This window comes from Aquaspirillum serpens DSM 68, assembly GCF_000420525.1.
GTDB classification, from domain to species: domain Bacteria; phylum Pseudomonadota; class Gammaproteobacteria; order Burkholderiales; family Aquaspirillaceae; genus Aquaspirillum; species Aquaspirillum serpens.
In genome coordinates this window covers 1-18,183 of the sequence record NZ_ATVC01000007.1, presented here as the reverse complement: position 1 = coordinate 18,183, position 18,183 = coordinate 1, and the positions used below count along the sequence as shown (strand labels likewise).

General features: G+C 48.7%; 20 protein-coding genes and 1 tRNA gene. 7 read left to right on the top strand and 14 right to left on the bottom strand.

Annotation, left to right across the window (positions count from 1 at the left end; translation table 11 throughout):
- The first annotated feature begins 19 nt into the window (after positions 1 to 19).
- Complete coding sequence (locus G465_RS0102750) at positions 20 to 1,180, top strand: AAA family ATPase (RefSeq protein ID WP_162138803.1); 1,161 nt, start codon at positions 20 to 22, stop codon at positions 1,178 to 1,180.
- A complete protein-coding gene (locus tag G465_RS0102745) occupies positions 1,180 to 1,848 on the top strand; it encodes a DUF3226 domain-containing protein (RefSeq protein ID WP_022652956.1) in 669 nt (222 codons plus the stop codon). Before G465_RS0102750 ends, G465_RS0102745 begins: the two co-directional genes overlap by 1 nt.
- A 47-nt stretch (positions 1,849 to 1,895) precedes the next feature.
- Here G465_RS0102745 and iscX read toward each other — a convergent pair whose 3' ends face one another.
- Genes iscX through iscR form a run of 8 tightly spaced genes read right to left on the bottom strand, consistent with a single transcriptional unit; the run spans position 1,896 to position 7,401 of the window.
- Entirely contained in the window at positions 1,896 to 2,090 is a 195-nt protein-coding gene (iscX, locus tag G465_RS0102740; protein ID WP_022652955.1) for a Fe-S cluster assembly protein IscX, read from the bottom strand.
- Positions 2,091 to 2,101: 11 nt separating this feature from the next.
- Entirely contained in the window at positions 2,102 to 2,440 is a 339-nt protein-coding gene (fdx, locus tag G465_RS0102735; protein WP_022652954.1) for an ISC system 2Fe-2S type ferredoxin, read from the bottom strand.
- Between the two features lie 11 nt (positions 2,441 to 2,451).
- Positions 2,452 to 4,311, bottom strand: a complete 1,860-nt coding sequence (hscA, locus tag G465_RS0102730) for a Fe-S protein assembly chaperone HscA (RefSeq protein ID WP_022652953.1) — start codon at positions 4,309 to 4,311, stop codon at positions 2,452 to 2,454.
- 57 nt (positions 4,312 to 4,368) lie between these two features.
- Positions 4,369 to 4,896, bottom strand: a complete 528-nt coding sequence (hscB, locus tag G465_RS0102725; RefSeq protein ID WP_022652952.1) for a Fe-S protein assembly co-chaperone HscB — start codon at positions 4,894 to 4,896, stop codon at positions 4,369 to 4,371.
- Positions 4,893 to 5,216 (bottom strand): iron-sulfur cluster assembly protein IscA, encoded by a 324-nt coding sequence (gene iscA, locus G465_RS0102720; protein ID WP_022652951.1) that lies wholly within the window; start codon positions 5,214 to 5,216, stop codon positions 4,893 to 4,895. The genes hscB and iscA overlap by 4 nt, the downstream gene beginning before the upstream one ends.
- A gap of 24 nt (positions 5,217 to 5,240) precedes the next feature.
- On the bottom strand, positions 5,241 to 5,633 hold the full coding sequence (gene iscU, locus G465_RS0102715) for a Fe-S cluster assembly scaffold IscU (RefSeq protein ID WP_022652950.1): 393 nt from the start codon (positions 5,631 to 5,633) through the stop codon (positions 5,241 to 5,243).
- 27 nt (positions 5,634 to 5,660) lie between these two features.
- On the bottom strand, positions 5,661 to 6,884 hold the full coding sequence (locus G465_RS0102710) for an IscS subfamily cysteine desulfurase (RefSeq protein ID WP_373277219.1): 1,224 nt from the start codon (positions 6,882 to 6,884) through the stop codon (positions 5,661 to 5,663).
- Positions 6,885 to 6,915: 31 nt separating this feature from the next.
- Entirely contained in the window at positions 6,916 to 7,401 is a 486-nt protein-coding gene (iscR, locus tag G465_RS0102705) for a Fe-S cluster assembly transcriptional regulator IscR (protein ID WP_022652948.1), read from the bottom strand.
- 227 nt (positions 7,402 to 7,628) lie between these two features.
- On the opposite strand from iscR, the gene coaD reads away from it, so the two are divergent.
- The 3 genes from coaD to G465_RS14930 are packed head-to-tail and all read left to right on the top strand — an operon-like array spanning position 7,629 to position 9,549.
- A complete protein-coding gene (gene coaD, locus G465_RS0102700) occupies positions 7,629 to 8,138 on the top strand; it encodes a pantetheine-phosphate adenylyltransferase (protein ID WP_022652947.1) in 510 nt (169 codons plus the stop codon).
- Positions 8,135 to 9,085 (top strand): Nudix family hydrolase, encoded by a 951-nt coding sequence (locus G465_RS0102695; RefSeq protein ID WP_022652946.1) that lies wholly within the window; start codon positions 8,135 to 8,137, stop codon positions 9,083 to 9,085. The genes coaD and G465_RS0102695 overlap by 4 nt, the downstream gene beginning before the upstream one ends.
- A complete protein-coding gene (locus tag G465_RS14930) occupies positions 9,085 to 9,549 on the top strand; it encodes a hypothetical protein (protein WP_022652945.1) in 465 nt (154 codons plus the stop codon). Before G465_RS0102695 ends, G465_RS14930 begins: the two co-directional genes overlap by 1 nt.
- On the opposite strand, the gene ubiA is transcribed toward G465_RS14930, so the two are convergent.
- The 3 genes from ubiA to G465_RS0102675 form a co-directional block, all read right to left on the bottom strand.
- Positions 9,546 to 10,409, bottom strand: a complete 864-nt coding sequence (gene ubiA, locus G465_RS0102685) for a 4-hydroxybenzoate octaprenyltransferase (RefSeq protein WP_022652944.1) — start codon at positions 10,407 to 10,409, stop codon at positions 9,546 to 9,548. The two genes, G465_RS14930 and ubiA, sit on opposite strands and share 4 nt — an antisense overlap.
- 7 nt (positions 10,410 to 10,416) lie before the next feature.
- The gene (locus tag G465_RS15305) at positions 10,417 to 11,022 is read right to left on the bottom strand and encodes a chorismate--pyruvate lyase family protein (RefSeq protein ID WP_027405108.1); all 606 of its coding nucleotides are present in this window, start codon (positions 11,020 to 11,022) and stop codon (positions 10,417 to 10,419) included.
- A 106-nt stretch (positions 11,023 to 11,128) separates the two neighbouring features.
- Positions 11,129 to 11,219, bottom strand: a tRNA-Ser gene (locus tag G465_RS0102675).
- 117 nt (positions 11,220 to 11,336) lie between these two features.
- Between G465_RS0102675 and G465_RS0102670 the strand changes: the two genes are divergently transcribed.
- Positions 11,337 to 12,929, top strand: a complete 1,593-nt coding sequence (locus G465_RS0102670; RefSeq protein WP_022652942.1) for an NAD+ synthase — start codon at positions 11,337 to 11,339, stop codon at positions 12,927 to 12,929.
- A gap of 25 nt (positions 12,930 to 12,954) precedes the next feature.
- Positions 12,955 to 13,593 carry an outer membrane lipoprotein periplasmic chaperone LolA gene (lolA, locus tag G465_RS0102665; RefSeq protein WP_245556738.1) on the top strand — a complete coding sequence of 213 codons (639 nt, stop codon included), beginning with the start codon at positions 12,955 to 12,957 and terminating at the stop codon, positions 13,591 to 13,593.
- A gap of 5 nt (positions 13,594 to 13,598) precedes the next feature.
- Here the strand turns inward: lolA and G465_RS0102660 are convergent, their stop codons facing one another.
- The 3 genes from G465_RS0102660 to G465_RS0102650 all read right to left on the bottom strand — a co-directional run bounded on the left by G465_RS0102660 (position 13,599) and on the right by G465_RS0102650 (position 17,615).
- Positions 13,599 to 14,753: a GGDEF domain-containing protein gene (locus tag G465_RS0102660; RefSeq protein WP_211213661.1), complete on the bottom strand. Its 1,155-nt coding sequence runs from the start codon at positions 14,751 to 14,753 to the stop codon at positions 13,599 to 13,601.
- A 368-nt stretch (positions 14,754 to 15,121) separates the two neighbouring features.
- The gene (aspS, locus tag G465_RS0102655) at positions 15,122 to 16,927 is read right to left on the bottom strand and encodes an aspartate--tRNA ligase (protein WP_022652939.1); all 1,806 of its coding nucleotides are present in this window, start codon (positions 16,925 to 16,927) and stop codon (positions 15,122 to 15,124) included.
- 61 nt (positions 16,928 to 16,988) lie between these two features.
- Entirely contained in the window at positions 16,989 to 17,615 is a 627-nt protein-coding gene (locus tag G465_RS0102650; RefSeq protein WP_022652938.1) for a DUF502 domain-containing protein, read from the bottom strand.
- Between the last annotated feature and the right edge of the window lie 568 nt (positions 17,616 to 18,183).

The following is an 18,183-nucleotide window of genomic DNA, read 5'->3' as shown; positions in this document are numbered from 1 at the left end:
TTTCTCTTAGGAGATGAAAATGCAATTAAAGTCACTTGATATAAAAAACTTTCGTATTCTTGAGGATTTTCAAGTTAATAGACTAGGCCGTGTTAATCTAATTGTCGGAAAAAATAACTCTGGCAAAACAACGGTACTAGAGGCAATACGTATTTATGCCGGAAACGCTAATTTACGTTTGCTTGAAATGCTTGCATCCAGTCATGATGAACGTGTCTATATCTCTGATAATATCAATGAGCTATTTGATAATGAAATACCCTTTCAAGCTTTTTTTACTGGCAGAAAGTTTCCCGATAATGATGCAAAAATTGTAATTGGTGAAATCGAGGGAGCTAATCGACTCACGATTGAGCATGGATATCTACTAGAATGGTCGGAAATCATTCATGAGAATGGTGAGGAAATTACTAAAAATCGCCTTAAACGTATTGCAAAAGATCAGCTAGATGATTTAGAGGGCGAACTACTGGATGCACTTTTTATTCATAAAAACGGACACCATGCTAGTATTCGTTTTGATAAAATCAATGCAATCCGGACAAGAGCCTACCCTCCCCTTTCAGGGTTGAATATATTGCCTTGTAACGTCATTCCAACTCAATTTGTTTCGTTAGATGAATTAGCCGATGAGTGGGATAAAATTGCACTGACCAACCATCAAGATACTGTTAAATCAGCATTAAAACTTATTGCGCCTGACTTTTTAGACATTACCTTTGTTCGTACTGAACAACAGAAGAAATCGTTTTCTAATCAATCCTTAAGCCGAACTGCAAAAGTTCGCCTTGCAGGGCAAGATCAGCCTGTGCCGTTGAATAGCATGGGTGATGGTATGCTGCGTATTTTACAATTGATACTCAAAATATTTTCTGCAAAAGGCGGGTTTTTGCTGATTGATGAATTTGAAAATGGGCTGCATTACAGTGTGCAGAAAAAAGTATGGGAATTGGTATTTGATTTAGCGGAAAAATTAAATATTCAGGTATTTGCAACAACACATAGCTGGGATTGCATTGAGAGTTTTGCAAAAGTTGCAATTGAAAAAACGGCAATAGAAGGTGTGTTATTCCGTGTTGGCCGTAGTGTAAGAACTAGCGATCAAGGTCGGGTGATTGCGACGGTGTTTGATGAGCAAAAATTATTCAACATTACCCAAGCCGATGTTGAGGTGCGCTAATGGTTGACCGTTTGTTGTTGGTTGAAGGTGAAGCGGATCGGGCTTTTTTTGAAATGTTATGTCGATCAAATACTATTCTTGCTGGCGTTCGAGTGGCGCCACCTGTTGAAGTGGGTGGGCGTAAAAATACCAAGCAAGGCATACTCAATATGCTAGAAACGCTCATCAATGACTTAAACGATGGTCGATTGCAAGCATTGGCTATTGTGGTTGACGCAGATCGAATCTCTGATGGCGGTGGATTTTCTAACACAATCAAGCAGATTACCCAAAAAGTGGCTTCTTTAGGATATGACAGATCACCTCAGGTTTTAGCCACAGGTGGGTTGCTCTACCAACACAATGATGGTTTACCCGATTTTGGTGTATGGGTGATGCCAGATAATGCAGCAGAGGGTATGTTAGAAGATTGGATTAAACAAACCGTATCTTTAACTGAACAGCCACTTTTGATTGAGGCTAAAAATACGGTAGCTTCGCTCACTGCTCCAAAGTTTAAAACTGTGCGGTTAAGTAAGGCGGAAGTAGCAACTTGGCTGGCTTGGCAGGAGAAGCCTGGAGAGGGGCTGTATTATGCGATAGAGGGTAAGCTACTCGATGTTGCTGCACCGCTTTATACCGGTTTGGTGAATTGGTTAAAGGCAGTGTTTCCTGCTCAAAATCTGTAATAAAAAACTGCCCCATCTCATACGGCAATGGGGCGGTGTTGAGTGGATTATTCGGCTTCTTCAATCCACATCATTTGAATGGCTTCTAAAATTTTCTCACCACAATGTTTTCGATCATCCTCAAAGCCCTCTAAAGCCAATACCCACTGCATCAAATCCGTAAAACGGACTGTTGTTGGGTCGATGTCGGGGTGTGTTTCCGTTAAAGCAATCGCAATATCACGGCTATCAGTCCATTTCATCGTGTCGCTCCTTAATGATGCTCGCGGGCATGGTTAACGGTATAACGCGGCAGCTCGACCACTAAATCTTGATCGGCAATCATGGCCTGACAGGATAAACGCGAGTTTGGCTCTAAGCCCCACGCCTTATCCAACATATCGTCTTCCAATTCATCCGACGGTTCGAGCGATTCAAAACCCTCGCGCACTACGACATGACAGGTGGTACAGGCACACGACATTTCACACGCGTGTTCAATTTCAATGTCGTTTTCGAGTAGGGCATCACAAATACTTTGCCCACTTTCAGCATCAAACATGGTGCCTTCGGGGCACAAATCAGCATGAGGTAGAACGATGATTTTTGGCATGGTGGCATCCTTTATAGATCGGTGATTTTCTGCCCTGCCAAGGCGCGGCGGATATTTCGGTCCATTCGTGCAGCGGCAAAATCGCCGGTGACGGTATTGAGGCGCGAAGTCGCTTGGTTAATGGCAACCGTTGCTTGTGCCGTGATGGCGCTGCGTAAGGCGGCAATGGCGTTATCAATGCGCGAGCGTTCTTCGCCTGCTAATAAATCACCATCCGCTTGTAAGGCATTTTCCGTGGTAGCAATCAGACTTTCTGCATCAATAATCGCCTCACGCAATTTTCGTGCAGCAATATCATCTTTCACATGCGATAACGAGTCGGTCAACATATGGGCAATCTGCTCATCAGTTAAACCATAACTCGGTTTCACACTGATACTGGCCTCGACACCGCTGGACAATTCACGGGCAGAGACCGACAGCAAACCATCGGCATCAATTTGGAAACTGACCCGAATGCGTGCTGCGCCAGCCACCATCGGCGGAATACCGCGCAACTCAAATCGCGCCAAACTGCGGCAATCGCTGACCAACTCCCGTTCACCTTGTACGACATGAATCGCCATCGCCGTTTGGCCATCTTTAAAAGTGGTGAATTCTTGGGCGCGGGCGGTAGGGATGGTGCTATTGCGTGGGATGACTTTCTCCACCAATCCACCCATCGTTTCCAAACCAAGCGATAAGGGAATCACATCCAACAACAACCAATCATCGTCAACTTTATTCCCTGCCAACACATTCGCCTGCATCGCTGCGCCTAAGGCAACCACTTGGTCAGGATCGAGATTGGTTAAGGGCGTTTGACCAAAAAACTCTGCTACCGCTTTGCGAATATGTGGCATCCGCGTGGCACCACCGACTAACACCACCCCTTTGATATCGCCAACCTGTAAGCGGGCATCGCGTAGGGCACGGCGTACAGGGAGCAAGGTTTTTTCGACCAACGTTTTGGTCATGTCGTTAAACAAATCTTGCGTTAACGTCAGTTCAATCCAGCGACCATCGGATAACACCGCTTGAATCAGGGCTTCTTCGTGCTCCGTCAGCGATTCTTTTGCTGTGCGGGCATGGGTTAATAACAAACGGGTGTCGCTGTCAGACAGTTGTGACAGATTGGCCGTTTGTAGCATCCAACAAAAAATGCGTTGATCGAAGTCATCACCCCCCAAGGCGGAATCGCCGCTGGTGGCCAGCACTTCAAACACCCCTCGGCTTAACTTAAGGATGGAAATATCAAACGTTCCACCGCCTAAGTCATAAACCGCATATACCCCTTCCGAGGCATTGTCCAAACCGTAGGCAATGGCAGCGGCAGTCGGCTCATTTAACAGCCGTAACACATTCAGCCCCGCCAATTTTGCCGCGTCTTTTGTCGCTTGCCGTTGGGCGTCATCGAAATAGGCTGGTACGGTAATCACCGCGCCGGTTAATTCACCGCCTAACGTCGCTTCAGCTCGTATTTTCAAGGCTTTGAGAATATCGGCGGAAATTTGTACTGGGCTCTTGCGGCCTGCGCGGGTCTGTAGTTCGACCATCCCCGGGCCATCGACAAATTGATACGGCAAACTAGATGCATCAGGGAGATCGGCCAACCCACGTCCCATAAACCGTTTTACTGACACAATGGTGTTATGTGGATCTTGCGTCTGACAGGCACGTGCATCATAGCCGACATCTACCCCTTGATCTTCCCGATAGTGAACCACCGAAGGTAATAGCACACGACCGCGTGCATCAGGCAAAGCTGATGCGATACCACTGCGGACGCTGGCAACCAAAGAATGGGTGGTGCCAAGATCGATACCTACTGCAAGACGGTGTTGATGGGGGGCGGTTGATAGCCCGGGTTCAGCAATTTGCAAGAGAGCCATAAAAATCCATTACGTGTGATAGGGTGAGGGCGAATAAGGTCTAATCTGGCGCGCAGTTTAGAACAACAGCCCTTCAATGGCATCACTGATGTCTTGTTCTAATTTGTCGAGAAAACGCAGCTTGCGCACTAACAATGCCGCTTGGGGCAAATCAGGGTGATGGTCGAGGCAATCGGCCAATTGTTCAATCAGTGCTTGGCTATCGTCGTGCAAGGCAGCAGACAGTTTTTCTAGCTGACTGACATTATGTCCCGCTTGAGCTTCTTCAATCGCCTCGCGCCATTCCATTTGTGCCATTAAAAAGGCTGTCGGCATGGCGGTGTTTTGCTCTTCGGCGGTATCAACACCGGCAAGCTGTAACAAATAACGCCCCCGTGAAATCGGATGTTTCAGGGTTTGATAGGCCTCATTGGCATGTGTCGCCCATTGCAAGGCTAGCCGCTTTTCGGTGTCGGAAGCCTGTGCAAAACGATCGGGATGAACTTGGCTTTGGATTTGCCGATAGGCCGCATCCAAAGCCGCTGTGTCCACAGCGAACTGCTGTTTGAGGCCAAACAGCGTGAAGTAGTCGCTGTTTAAGTTCATACGTTAAAGCTTTCGCCACAACCACATTCATTTTTGACGTTTGGGTTGTTGAACTTAAAGCCCTCGTTCAAGCCCTCGCGCACAAAATCGAGCTCGGTGCCGTCGATATAGACCAAACTCTTGGCGTCGGTGAACAAGGTTACGCCATGACATTCAAAGCTGATGTCGTCTTCGGCTGGCTGATCGACAAATTCCAATTTATACGCCATACCAGAGCAGCCCGAGGTCCGTACACCAAGGCGTAGCCCTAGGCCTTTACCACGGCGTTGCAGGGTGTTTTGCACATGCAGTGCAGCTGATTCGGTAAGGGTAATTGGCATTATCTCTTCTCCCAAAAAAGTGCCTTATTCTGCAGACAGGCCATGTTTTTGTTTGTAATCGCTGACAGCAGCTTTGATGGCATCTTCTGCCAAAATCGAACAGTGAATTTTCACCGGTGGTAGGGCCAATTCTTCAGCAATAGCGGTGTTTTTAATCGCTAAAGCTTGATCGAGGGTTTTGCCTTTGACCCATTCGGTGACCAAAGAACTCGAGGCAATCGCCGAGCCACAACCATAGGTTTTGAACTTGGCATCTTCAATCACGCCTTGTTCATTGACCTTGATTTGCAATTTCATCACATCACCACAGGCCGGTGCACCCACCATGCCGGTACCAATCGAATCATCGCCTTTATCAAAGGCGCCGACATTGCGTGGGTTTTCGTAGTGGTCGAGGACTTTTTCGCTATATGCCATGATGCATTCTCCAAATTGAGTTTAAGGTTAGTGCGCTGCCCATTGCACCGTCGAGAGGTCGATGCCCTCTTTATACATATCCCACAGCGGGGACAATTCACGCAGTTTGCCGATTTTGTCGTGCAGCAGCTTGATGGCGAAATCGACATCGGCTTCGGTGGTAAAACGACCAATCGAGAAGCGAATCGAGCTGTGCGCCAATTCATCATCACGGCCAAGGGCACGCAACACATAAGACGGTTCGAGCGAAGCCGAGGTACATGCTGAACCACTCGACACGGCAAGGTCTTTAATCGCCATAATCAAGCTTTCGCCTTCAACATAGGCAAAGCTGACATTCAGATTGTGCGGCACGCGCTGTTCTAAATCGCCATTCAAATACACCGCTTCAATGTCAGATAGGCCTTTCCACAAACGATCACGCAACATGCGAATGCGCTCGTTTTCGGTTGCCATTTCTTCACGCGCTAAACGGAAGGCTTCGCCCATGCCAACAATTTGATGGGTCGCTAAAGTACCCGAGCGCATACCGCGTTCGTGACCACCGCCGTGCATTTGTGCTTCTAAGCGCACCCGTGGTTTACGGCGCACATACAAGGCACCAATCCCTTTGGGGCCATAGGTTTTATGAGCCGAGAAACTCATCAAATCGACTTTTAACTGGCTGAGGTCAATGACCACTTTGCCGGTGGCTTGGGCGGCATCGACATGGAATAACACCCCCTTTTCACGGCACAGTTGACCGATAGCAGGAATGTCTTGGATCACACCAATTTCATTGTTGACATACATCACCGACACCAAAATGGTATCTGGACGAATGGCATCAGCTAACACTTTCAGGTCAACCAGCCCGTTTTCTTGTGGGGTTAAATAGGTGACTTCAAACCCTTCACGTTCTAACTCGCGGGTGGTGTCGAGAATCGCTTTGTGTTCGGTTTTTACCGTAATCAGGTGTTTACCTTTGGATTGGTAAAAATGCGCCGCACCTTTTAATGCCAAATTGTTCGACTCTGTGGCACCGGAGGTCCAAACGATTTCTTTTGGATCACAATTCACCAACTGGGCGACTTGTTCGCGTGCTTCTTCCACCGCTGCTTCGGCTTCCCAGCCATAGGCATGTGAACGCGAAGCCGGATTGCCAAAGTGTTCGGTGAGGTAAGGAATCATTTTTTCCGCGACGCGTGGGTCGAGCGGGGTGGTGGCAGAGTAGTCGAGATAAATAGGGCGGTTCATGGTAGTTGGGCTCATGTAGATGTTGGCGATCACAAAATCAATTTACTTAGCGGGCATCAAGGCCACGATTGTGTTCAGCGCTGCGGGTTGTGGGGCGGCGATCTTGTAACAAGCTGTTTTGCTCATGGTGGTGCTGTTTTTCAACCAAACTGGCCAAATTGATATTGGCCAAATACGCAAATAAGGTGCGGTTGAGGTCAGTCCACAAATCATGTGTCATGCAGCGTTGTTTGCCACGGCAATTTTCTTGGCCGCCACATTGCGTTGCATCCAGCGGTTCATCTACCGCGATAATGATGTCGGCGACAGAAATATCTTCGGTATTTTTGGCTAAACAATAGCCTCCCCCCGGCCCGCGAACACTTTCCACCAAGGCTGCGCGGCGCAGCTTGCCAAAAAGTTGTTCGAGGTAGGAAAGCGAGATGCCTTGTCGCTCACTGATGCCGGCAAGCGTAACGGGGCCATTGGCTTGCCGTAGGGCAAGGTCGAGCATGGCGGTAACAGCAAAACGGCCTTTGGTGGTCAAGCGCATGATTAGGCTTTCCTTCCGGTATCAATCCTGTTTCACAGCATAAAATATCCGAGTAATTTAGTCAACTTATACCCCGTGGCCACCGCAGGCAAAAAAGCTGTAACAACTTTCGGTTTTTTCGGCAATTTTTTCATATTGCACTGCAAAAAATGTTTTGCCCTACCACTGTGAAAACAGGTACATTCGCTAAGCATTGCTTAAGCAAATTCTTTAAGGATGGATGTCAATTGAAGCGCGCTGTTTATGCAGGAAGTTTTGATCCGGTGACCAATGGCCATTTATGGATGATTCAGGAAGCGGTCGAATTATTTGATGAAGTCGTGATTGCGATTGGTGTGAACCCTGATAAATCTTGTACTTTCTCGATTGAAGAGCGGGCGGCAATGCTGCGAGAGACGACAACCCAATATGCAAATTTACGGGTTGAGGTGTTCGATAATCAGTTTCTTGTCAATTATGCACAATCGATTGGTGCCAACTACATTGTTCGTGGCATTCGTACTGCCTCTGATTATGAATACGAACGTGCCATGCGTTATGTGAATTCTGATCTCTATCCAAACATCACTACCGTATTCTTATTGCCACCGCGTGAGTATGCCGAGGTCTCTTCAACCATGGTCAAAGGTTTGGTTGGCCCGCGTGGTTGGGAAGATGTCATTCATCAATATGTGCCCGAGCCGGTGTATCAACGATTACGTCACTTTGCCGAAGCGAAAGGACAGCGCCGCGCATGAGTGTTTCTGTCGTTAAAGTCGTCGCTGGTGTGTTATTTGACAGCGCTGGCCGTTTTTTTCTGGCAAGCCGGCCTGAAGGCAAACCGTATGCCGGTTATTGGGAATTTCCCGGTGGCAAAATTGAAGCCGGCGAAACACCGCTGGCAGCATTGCAGCGCGAGTTACAAGAAGAACTCGGCATTCAGGTGCAACAATGCACACCGTGGATTCACAAACACTTTGTTTATGAACACGCCACTGTTGAGCTCAGTTTCTTTCGAGTGACAGCATGGACAGGGACTTTGCAGGCAAAAGAAGGTCAGTCATTTGCTTGGCATTTTCCTCATGAGGCCTTATCGGTGAGCCCTGTTTTGCCAGCCAATGGCCCTGTGTTGCGTGGGTTGAGTTTACCGCCGGTTTATGCGATTACCTGTGCAGCAGAATTTGGTGTCGTGCATTCGTTGGCTGCATTACAGCGTGGCTTACAGCAGCGGGCGGTGGGTATGGTGCAGATTCGTGAGCCCCAGATGTCTACTGCACAATTGGCTGATTTTGCCGCCGAGATTGTGGCGCGCTGTCGTCCAGCCGGTTGTTTAGTGGTGCTAAATGGTGAACCCGAGCTGGCGCAGGCATGGGGGTTGGATGGCGTACATTTGAATCGGCATCGCCTCATGGCGTTACCCACTCGCCCAGAACTGAATTGGGTGGGCGCGTCAGTGCATAACGCGGCAGAACTGGCTGCTGCAACACGCCTTGGCTGTGACTATGCTCTGTTGGGGCCGGTCCAAGCGACACAGACTCATCCGAATCAACGGCCTTTGGGATGGACTGGATTTGCTGCATTATCGCAACAAACGCGGATTCCACTGTATGCCTTAGGCGGGTTATCACCGTTAGAACTACCAGTAGCCCAAAAATACGGCGCACAGGGGATTGCCATGATGCGTTATGGTTGGAGAGCTTGGTAGTGAAGGGGTTTAACCTACAACAATCACCGCGCAAATGGGCTTTGATTGCCGTGGCATTATTATTATTTGCCGCGCTAAAAGCATGGATGGTGATGCATTTCTTACATGGTGAGCAACAAGCCACCGTGGTAACCGTAGCCTGTGCTGATCCTGTCGCTGGTTGTCAAAGCGAGGGGTTGTCGGTGCGCTTTGATCGTCCGCCGGTGCATACCCAACGCTTTGTGGTCGATTTGCAACTCGATCAAGCAGGCACGACCCCCCCCTCGGCCTTGTTTAGCATGGTAGGGATGGAGATGGTGCCGGTGCGTTATCACTTTGTGCAAAAAACCGCACAACATTGGACGGCCGAGGTGATTTTGCCGGTCTGTGTCAGTGGCCGGCAAGATTGGCTGATGTCGTTAGATGCCAATGGTCGCCGCTACCATCTACCATTTGAAGCTGGTTGGTTAGCAGGACAGCACTAGCGTAAACCAAAGTCGGCTACCAAACCCACAAAGATCACGAAACCCACTTTGTTGTTATCCAAAAAGGCTTGAAAACAGGCCATTCGCTCACGGTGGCGGATGGTCTGATACTGTTTCATCATCAACACCGCTGCTGCACATAGACTCGCGATAAACCACACCCCTAAGCCCTGTTGTGCCGCAATTGCGGCCATGATGCCAAGAAACATGACGTGGCAGACCATCACAGCTAACACATCATAATTGCCGAAGGTAATCGCTGACGTTTTAATCCCAATTTTGAGATCATCGGGTTTATCACACATGGCGTATTCGGTATCGTAAGCCAGCGTCCAAAACACATTGGCAATTAACAACTGCCATGCCAATAGAGGTACTTCGTTATTCAATGCAGCAAAAGCCATCGGAATACCAAAACCAAAGGCAATACCAAGATAGGCCTGCGGCAGGGGGAAAAAGCGTTTGGTAAAAGGATAACTGCCTGCCAATACTACCGCTGGTAGGCTCATCCACCACGTTAATTGATTCAGTGGTAATACCAACAGAAAAGCGATGGCAGCCAAACCGGCGGCTAATAACAGCGCCTCACGTTCACTGACAGCGCCGCGTGCAAATGGGCGGTGTTTGGTTCGTTCGACTGCACCATCAAAATGGCGATCGGCATAGTCGTTAATAACACAACCAGCAGACCGCATCAGGAACGTTCCGGCAATAAAAATCAGCACGACCCATATATTGGGCTGCCCATTACCTGCTAACCACAATCCCCACAAGGTGGGCCATAACAGTAATAGGGTGCCAATTGGCTTATCAATACGGGCTAATTGGGCATAGACCACGAGTCGTTCACGAGCAAGCATAGCAATATCAACGGGAACCAGTTGGGTTGGAAAGAGAAAGAGCCGGTGTCAGTTTTGCAATCAGTGTCGGTAAAAACACTTCTTGTACCAATAATTGACCACCATGCCGTGCGCTAAATGCTGCCCGTCGTGCCCATAAGTGATCGGGGCGAGGGAGCGATAACAAACACGGTGTTTCATCCAACGAGATCAGAAAAGGCAGTGCTGCATGGAAGAGTGGATCACCGAGCTGTAAACGGCGAAAACTCAGTGGGCTGCGATTAAATGGCGCTTGGTCGGCAAATAGCGTAAAGCCAAGTGATCGACCGCCACGATCGAGGGTTTTACACCATTCACGATCACTGCTATCGCATACACTGGCAGCATAAATCACTGCCTCACCATCTAGGCGTAAGCACACTTGGCGGCACAATACCTGTTCAACGCCCTGTCCTAACATGGCCGCTTCGTCATGTGTCGGTGGACGGTGATTTAAACCAATCAAGCGGACACTGAAAGGATAGTGTGTGGCTAGAAGTCGATTGGTTAGGGAATCGGGAGTGAGTAACCAGTCTGCCAATATTGGGTTAAGGTCTGGCGGCAGCATGGGCTGCCAAGCATCGAAAGCAATCATGCCGCACATTATGCCAAAGAACGCTGCCGAGGCAGCAGCTTTTGCAGGAATTTGGCTGCTAAAAACAAAAAACCCGCACAGATTAACTGTCGGGCTGGTGAGATGCTGGCGGAGAGAGGGGGATTCGAACCCCCGTCAGGGTATTACCCTGAACACGCTTTCCAGGCGTGCGACTTAAACCACTCATCCATCTCTCCGCTGAGATGAAGACGCGCATTATAGGGAAGGCAGTTCTCTTTGGCAAGTGCTAATTGCGACACGGCCGGCGCATCTAAAGGTAAAATGATTTTTTCCGTTCACGATAGAAATGTGCCATGCGTATTGCTCTTGCTCAGTTTAACCCAGTTGTGGGAGATATCGCGGGGAATACCGCCCGAATTCAAGAACTTGCCCTTGCTGCGCGTGAGCAAGGCGCTGATCTGTTGCTGACTCCCGAGTTGGCACTGACGGGATATCCACCAGAAGATTTATTGCTGCGTCCGGCATTTTATCAGGCTGTGCGCCAAGGTTTAGACACACTATTGGAGATTGATGGCATCACCCTCGTTATTGGTCATCCAGTGCAATTTGGTGAAGAACGTTTTAATGCGGCGACGGTGTTCCGTGACGGTCATCAGCTTGGGCAATATCACAAAATGCGCTTACCGAATGAATCGGTATTTGATGAAGTGCGCTATTTCACCCCCGGTGTTGCGCCTCTGGTGTTTGAATGCGCGGGTAAACAAGTCGGTTTACTGATTTGTGAAGATATCTGGTCAAGTGAGCCAGCGGCGGAAGTCGCCGAGGCTGGCGCAGAGATTTTATTAGTATTAAACGCCTCTCCTTTCCATCGCAATAAACTGGCTGTACGTCAACAGCAAGTACAGTGGCGCTGTGAGGAAACCGGTTTGCCGGTGGTGTATCTGAATGCTGTTGGTGGGCAGGATGAATTGGTATTTGATGGCGCCTCGTTTGCTTGTAATGCGGAAGGGGAAACAGTGGCGCAATTACCGGCTTTTGCCGAAGCCTTGACCGTCATCGATTTCCCGTCGGTAACACCACAAACCGCTGTGATGACCACACAGCCGAGTGAATTGGCTAGTGTGTATCAGGCGCTGGTATTGGCGGTGCGTGACTATATTAGAAAAAATGGTTTCCCTGGGGTGTTGTTGGGGCTGTCTGGTGGGATCGATTCTGCCCTGACGCTGGCGATTGCGGTGGATGCGCTGGGGGCTGACGCGGTACATGCAGTGATGATGCCAAGCCGTTATACCGCAGAGATCAGCTTAGTTGATTCTCGCGATATGGTGCAGCGTTTGGCAGTGAAATACGATGAAATCGATATTTGGCCGATGTACGAGGACTTTCAACAGGCTTTGCACCCGTTGATTGGTCATTTGCCATTGGATACCACCGAGGAAAACTTACAGTCGCGCATTCGTGGCACCTTGCTGATGGCTTTATCGAATAAAACCGGTAAATTGGTGCTCACTACAGGCAATAAATCAGAAATGACCACCGGTTATGCCACTTTATATGGCGATATGGCCGGCGGTTTTGCTGTCTTAAAAGATGTGGCAAAAACGCTGGTGTATGCCCTGTCAGAATGGCGTAATCAACAGGATGAGGTGATTCCGCGCCGTATTATCGAACGTCCACCAAGTGCTGAATTGCGGCCCGATCAATGTGACCAAGATAGTCTGCCCGACTATGCCGTTCTGGATGCGATTTTAGAAGCTTATGTTGAACAAAATCGTTCAGTGCAAGAGATTATTGCTATGGGCTACGCTGCCGAAGCGGTTGAGAAAGTCACTCGTCTCCTCAAAATCAATGAATACAAACGCCGTCAGGCACCGGTGGGGCCACGCATTACCCACCGTGCATTTGGCCGTGATTGGCGTTATCCAATTACTCAACGTTTCCGTTGAGACTTTTAGGAAGGTTGGTTTGACCGTGAGATTTGCTTTAGTAAAGAAAAGCCGCCGCTGGCCTGCGCTGTTGGCGCTGATGTCGTTATTGGCAACACCGTCGGCATTCGCTGATGGTGTGGCAGAGCTTAAGCGTTTTGTCAGTGAAACACAGTCATTGAAAGCTGATTTTCAGCAAGAAGTCAGTGGTCGCGACCAAAAGTCAGAACAAGCGCGTGGCACATTACAGCTATCGCGGCCAGGCAAGTTTCGTTGGATTTACCAAAAGCCCTATGAGCAATGGATTATTGGCGATGGTAAGCGATTGTGGGTGTATGACCGTGAGCTGGCGCAGGTAACCTCGCGTCAGTTGGATGAGGCATTGGGCTCTAGTCCGGCCGCATTATTGGCAGGAAAGAATGAAATCGAACGCGATTACCAATTGCGCAATTTGGGCAAAGCAGACGGTTTGGAATGGCTAGAGGCAGTACCCAAAACAGCCGAGTCAGGTTTTCGGCACTTTCGGATGGGGTTTCGAACCGGCAATTTAATCTCGATGGTGCTGACGGATAATTTTGGTCAAACCACTCGCTTAAGTTTCAGCAATATCAAGAAAAACCCCGCTATTGAAGCGGGGGAGTTTCTGTTTACACCACCTAAAGGTGTAGATGTGATTCAGCAGTGAGTCGTTCAAGACTCATAGACATAGGTATCACGTCCCCCTTTTTTCGCTAAGTACATGCGGTGGTCGGCCAATTCGACCAGCGCATGGACTTCCTTGCTGTCGTCTAACGATCGTTCAGCAATCCCAATGCTGGCGGTGATCGGACTACCGTCTGGCCGTAAGCCAAACCCTCGTTCACGCAGACGCTTGACCAGATGTAATGCGCCTTCGATCGGGGTATCGGGGGCCAGAATTAAAAATTCCTCTCCTCCCCAACGAATCAGCATGTCTTCAGTGCGGATGGCTTCTCGCAACCGCGTCGCGGCCTGACGTAACACTAAATCGCCTGCTTCATGGCCATATTGGTCGTTCACTGATTTGAAATGGTCAAGATCAATAAATACCAAAGACATAGGCCGTTGGTGCCGCAGCGAGATGTGAAAGTGGATGGTAAGTAATTCTTCACCACTGGCACGGTTAAAGCATTGGGTCAGTGGATCGTGCGAGGCTTGACGGTTTAATTGCCGCATTAAATGTAACTGGCTCATCCCCGCTAGGGTTGCCACACCAGAAATCAAGGCCAACAGCCACGACGTTGCCAGACGATCGCCGCTATTGTTCATCAGCGTGCCTAGGTCAAACACAATAAACAGCACTTGTGCAACCAAGGCAGGGGCGGCAAATAAAATTCCTTCTAAGAAAGTCAGAGGAAAGATACTGAGCCCTGCCAACATGACAAATGGTAAAAAAGTGTAGCCAACAATCGCTGGGTTGTTGGTCATCTCAACAACCCAATAGCCGCTTAAGGTGAGGTTTGAACTCAGGAAAAAGAGCGAGGGAATACAGAATAATAAGGCCAGTGCCCGATAAGCATCTTGAATCTGCGAGGAATGAGGATAGGCCTTGACCAAAATCCAAAACGCGATACTGACCGCTACCCGTTGAATGCTAATCCATCCCCACAAGGGCCAAGGTAAAAAGAAAGCATCGACCACCACCCATAGGGGCGTCAAAATCGCGAATAGCATGGCAACTAGGCGCACTCGCGAAATCATCATTTCGCTGCGGCGCCGTGCGAGTAAGGAAGAATGCGTGGCGGGCGTCAGCAGACAATGAAAGTCGTGTTGACTGATACTGTCGCCGTAAATACGCCGGAACCATTTCGTTACATGACAAAACATGAGCATGCCACTTTTGAAAAAGGGAAAGCAGTTGTTGTAACTGCTGAGAAGCTATGCTGCAGTGTACACCGAGAAGTCAAGTCAGACAGGACGAGATGAGATATTTTTATGTTACAACCAAGCATGTTTTCTCCTCATGTCTTTTTTATGTATGGGGTTTTGTAAAACCCTGAAAATATCATGACATTTGCTTTCTACAACAGGATGAAAACTATAGCCAAGCTAAAAAGCGAATGAAAGGATTTATTTGATAGGAATTAGATTTAGCGCAAAGATTGGCGAGATTGTGTTCAAGATATTCACAGCGTTTTAAGACATCTTTTTGCGAAAAAGCCAGTTTATACTGGCTTTTTCGTTTCAATCAGGGATTAACTGGATGGGGTCTCTGCTTTTTGCCGTAAGCGCAAATTTAGCTCTTTCAATTGTTTCTCATCCACTGCGTTTGGTGCTTGTGTTAACAAACATTGTGCGCGTTGTGTTTTCGGGAAGGCGATGACATCACGGATCGATTCTGCACCGCACATTAACGTTACCAGACGATCTAAGCCGAACGCCAAACCACCGTGTGGCGGCGCACCAAATTTCAGATTATCCAGCAAGAAACCAAATTTATTCTGCTGTTCTTCTGGGGTGATTTTTAATGCGTTGAACACTTTTTCTTGCACATCGGCACGGTGAATCCGCACAGAACCGCCGCCAATTTCCCAACCGTTCAGCACCATATCATAAGCACGTGCCAAACACGCCCCAGGATTGGTTTCCATTAAGTCTTCATGGCCAGGTTTCGGGCTAGTGAAGGGGTGATGGCAGGCTGTCCAGCGATCATCATCCTCGTCGTATTCAAACATCGGGAAATCAACCACCCACAATGGCCGCCATGCTTTGACAAAGTAACCGCCGGCTTCGCCACGCTCGTGACCGATTTTGATACGCAAAGCACCAATCGCTTCGTTCACAACTTTAGCTTTATCGGCACCAAAGAAGATGATGTCACCGTTTTGTGCGCCGGTGCGGTTGATGATTTCGGTCAGGGCGGCGACAGACAAGAATTTCACGATCGGCGACTGCAAGCCACTATTTTCATCGTTGGTGATTTTGCTGGCATCGTTGACCTTGATGTAAGCCAACCCTTTTGCGCCATAAATCGCAACAAATTGGGTGTAATCATCGATGTCTTTACGCGACAGGCTTGAACCACCTGGGACGCGCAAGGCCACGACACGGCCATTTGGCATGTCAGCTGCACCACGGAAGACTTTGAATTCTTCCGTTTTCATCACATCGGTCAACTCGGTGAATTGCAACGACACCCGTAAATCGGGTTTATCCGAGCCGTAGTAATACATGGCATCGTTGTAGGTCATGCGCGGGAATTCGCCTAAATCAACATTCAGCACATCTTGGAAAATATGGCGCGCCATCCCTTCGGTGATGTCCATAATCTCATTCTCGTTGAGGAACGAGGTTTCCAAATCGATCTGAGTGAATTCAGGCTGACGATCTGCGCGTAAATCTTCATCACGGAAACATTTGGTGATTTGATAGTAACGGTCGAAACCTGCCACCATCAGCAATTGTTTGAACAGCTGTGGTGATTGTGGCAAGGCAAAGAATTCACCTGGGTGCACACGCGATGGCACCAGATAATCACGAGCCCCTTCTGGGGTCGAGCGTGTCAACATCGGGGTTTCAACATCGATAAAGCCTTGTTTATCCAAGTAATTACGCACACCCATTGCCACACGGTAGCGCAGACGCAGATTGCGTTGCATGGCTGGACGGCGCAAATCAATCACGCGGTTGGTTAAACGCACGTTTTCTGACAAATTTTCTTCATCAATTTGGAACGGTGGCGTGGTGGCGCTGTTCAGAATTTCGATTTGTTTTGCCAGAATTTCGATTTCACCAGAAACCAAGTTGCTGTTGGTGGTGCCTTCTGGGCGGCGGCGTACCAAGCCAGTGATGGCTAACACAAACTCGTTGCGGCAGCTATCGGCAGTGCTAAATGCTTCGGGGGTATCAGGATCAATCACCACCTGTACCAGACCTTCACGGTCGCGCAAGTCGATAAAAATCACGCCGCCATGATCGCGGCGACGGTGCACCCAGCCTTTGATAGTAACCATTTGGTCGAGATAGCGGGTGTCGATGAGTCCACAGTAATCGGTACGCATTGCAAGAACTTTCGTTTTCGAATTCGTTGTTATAAAGATGAAAAACACAAAGGGTGCTAGTTTAGCGCACCGCCTTGTGACTTGGGGCAACTACACCCATAGAAATAATGTATTTCAGCGCATCATCAACCGACATATCCAGTTCGCGTGTCGCAGATTTTTTCACCATGATGAAATAACCCGAGGTGGGGTTCGGTGTCGTCGGGACATAAACACTGACAAACTCTTCTTCGCCGAGGTGTGCCGCTACGTTGCCGCTTGGTGTGCCGGTCAGAAAAGCAATGGTCCATGCTTCTTGATGGGGGAATTGCACTAATAAAGCCTTACGGAAAGATTGCCCCGAGCCAGATAACAAGGTGTCAGAGACTTGCTTCACACTCGAATAAATCGATTTCACCACTGGGATACGCACCATCAGGGCTTCCCACATCCGCACAATGCGCTGCCCCAAAATATTGGCGGCAAACATGCCAGTAAACAGCATCACTAATAAAGCACCGAGCAACCCTAAACCCGGAATGTGAAAACCGAACAGATGTTCTGGTTGCCAGCTACCAGGTAACCATTGCAAGGTTTGATCCATGGTGCTGATGATAAGATTCAACACCCAAAGCGTGACGGCTAACGGCAGCCACAGCAAAAAACCAGTAACGATATAGCCTTTTAAAGTCAATTTGGCTTGTTTCACAGTGATCTCTCTGTGTTCAGGGTAATAAAAGGAAGCAGACAGATTGGGGGCGATTGACATAAAGCAAATCGCGTAGACTTGTCACAATTTTGACACAGCGCAACAAAATTGGCTTAATCTTTTGCGTGTTTACTCAGGACGTTGCACAGTTCAAAGTCGCTTGTCTTTTTGCAGTGCAACAACTACAGTGGTTTTGACTGTTTTAAGGGCGGGACACGCTCGGTTCGCCTGTGAAGTGAGCGGTGCAGCAATGCCGCCAGCAGCAGGAACCCACCGAAGCGACTCAGGTGCGGCTCAATGCCGCGCTTGAGCGCCGTAGGAATCTCCGGCCTTCAGGCCGGGGAGGATGTCAAAAAGGTTGTTAAGTATAACGCAAGCCACTGCAGATAGGCTGGATGCCAAATTGTGTGCGGTGCGCGTTTCCCAACGATAGACAGGAAAATGTATCAACTGTCATCATTAAGCAACAACTTTATGGCATAAAGACCCTGCTGATCATAAAGTTGTAGAAAAACCACACAGTATCACGCCCTTAAATTTTGAATTGTTACTGACTCACTACGGAGCT

Bases quoted from the DNA above. Each gene is read 5' to 3' on its own strand.
- G465_RS0102750 (WP_162138803.1), top strand. From the start codon at position 20: ATGCAATTAAAGTCACTTGATATAAAAAACTTTCGTATTCTTGAGGAT.
- G465_RS0102745 (WP_022652956.1), top strand. From the start codon at position 1,180: ATGGTTGACCGTTTGTTGTTGGTTGAAGGTGAAGCGGATCGGGCTTTT.
- iscX (WP_022652955.1), bottom strand. From the start codon at position 2,090: ATGAAATGGACTGATAGCCGTGATATTGCGATTGCTTTAACGGAAACA.
- fdx (WP_022652954.1), bottom strand. From the start codon at position 2,440: ATGCCAAAAATCATCGTTCTACCTCATGCTGATTTGTGCCCCGAAGGC.
- hscA (WP_022652953.1), bottom strand. From the start codon at position 4,311: ATGGCTCTCTTGCAAATTGCTGAACCCGGGCTATCAACCGCCCCCCAT.
- hscB (WP_022652952.1), bottom strand. From the start codon at position 4,896: ATGAACTTAAACAGCGACTACTTCACGCTGTTTGGCCTCAAACAGCAG.
- iscA (WP_022652951.1), bottom strand. From the start codon at position 5,216: ATGCCAATTACCCTTACCGAATCAGCTGCACTGCATGTGCAAAACACC.
- iscU (WP_022652950.1), bottom strand. From the start codon at position 5,633: ATGGCATATAGCGAAAAAGTCCTCGACCACTACGAAAACCCACGCAAT.
- G465_RS0102710 (WP_373277219.1), bottom strand. From the start codon at position 6,884: ATGAGCCCAACTACCATGAACCGCCCTATTTATCTCGACTACTCTGCC.
- iscR (WP_022652948.1), bottom strand. From the start codon at position 7,401: ATGCGCTTGACCACCAAAGGCCGTTTTGCTGTTACCGCCATGCTCGAC.
- G465_RS0102695 (WP_022652946.1), top strand. From the start codon at position 8,135: ATGAGTGTTTCTGTCGTTAAAGTCGTCGCTGGTGTGTTATTTGACAGC.
- ubiA (WP_022652944.1), bottom strand. From the start codon at position 10,409: ATGCTTGCTCGTGAACGACTCGTGGTCTATGCCCAATTAGCCCGTATT.
- G465_RS15305 (WP_027405108.1), bottom strand. From the start codon at position 11,022: ATGATTGCTTTCGATGCTTGGCAGCCCATGCTGCCGCCAGACCTTAAC.
- G465_RS0102670 (WP_022652942.1), top strand. From the start codon at position 11,337: ATGCGTATTGCTCTTGCTCAGTTTAACCCAGTTGTGGGAGATATCGCG.
- G465_RS0102660 (WP_211213661.1), bottom strand. From the start codon at position 14,753: ATGTTTTGTCATGTAACGAAATGGTTCCGGCGTATTTACGGCGACAGT.
- aspS (WP_022652939.1), bottom strand. From the start codon at position 16,927: ATGCGTACCGATTACTGTGGACTCATCGACACCCGCTATCTCGACCAA.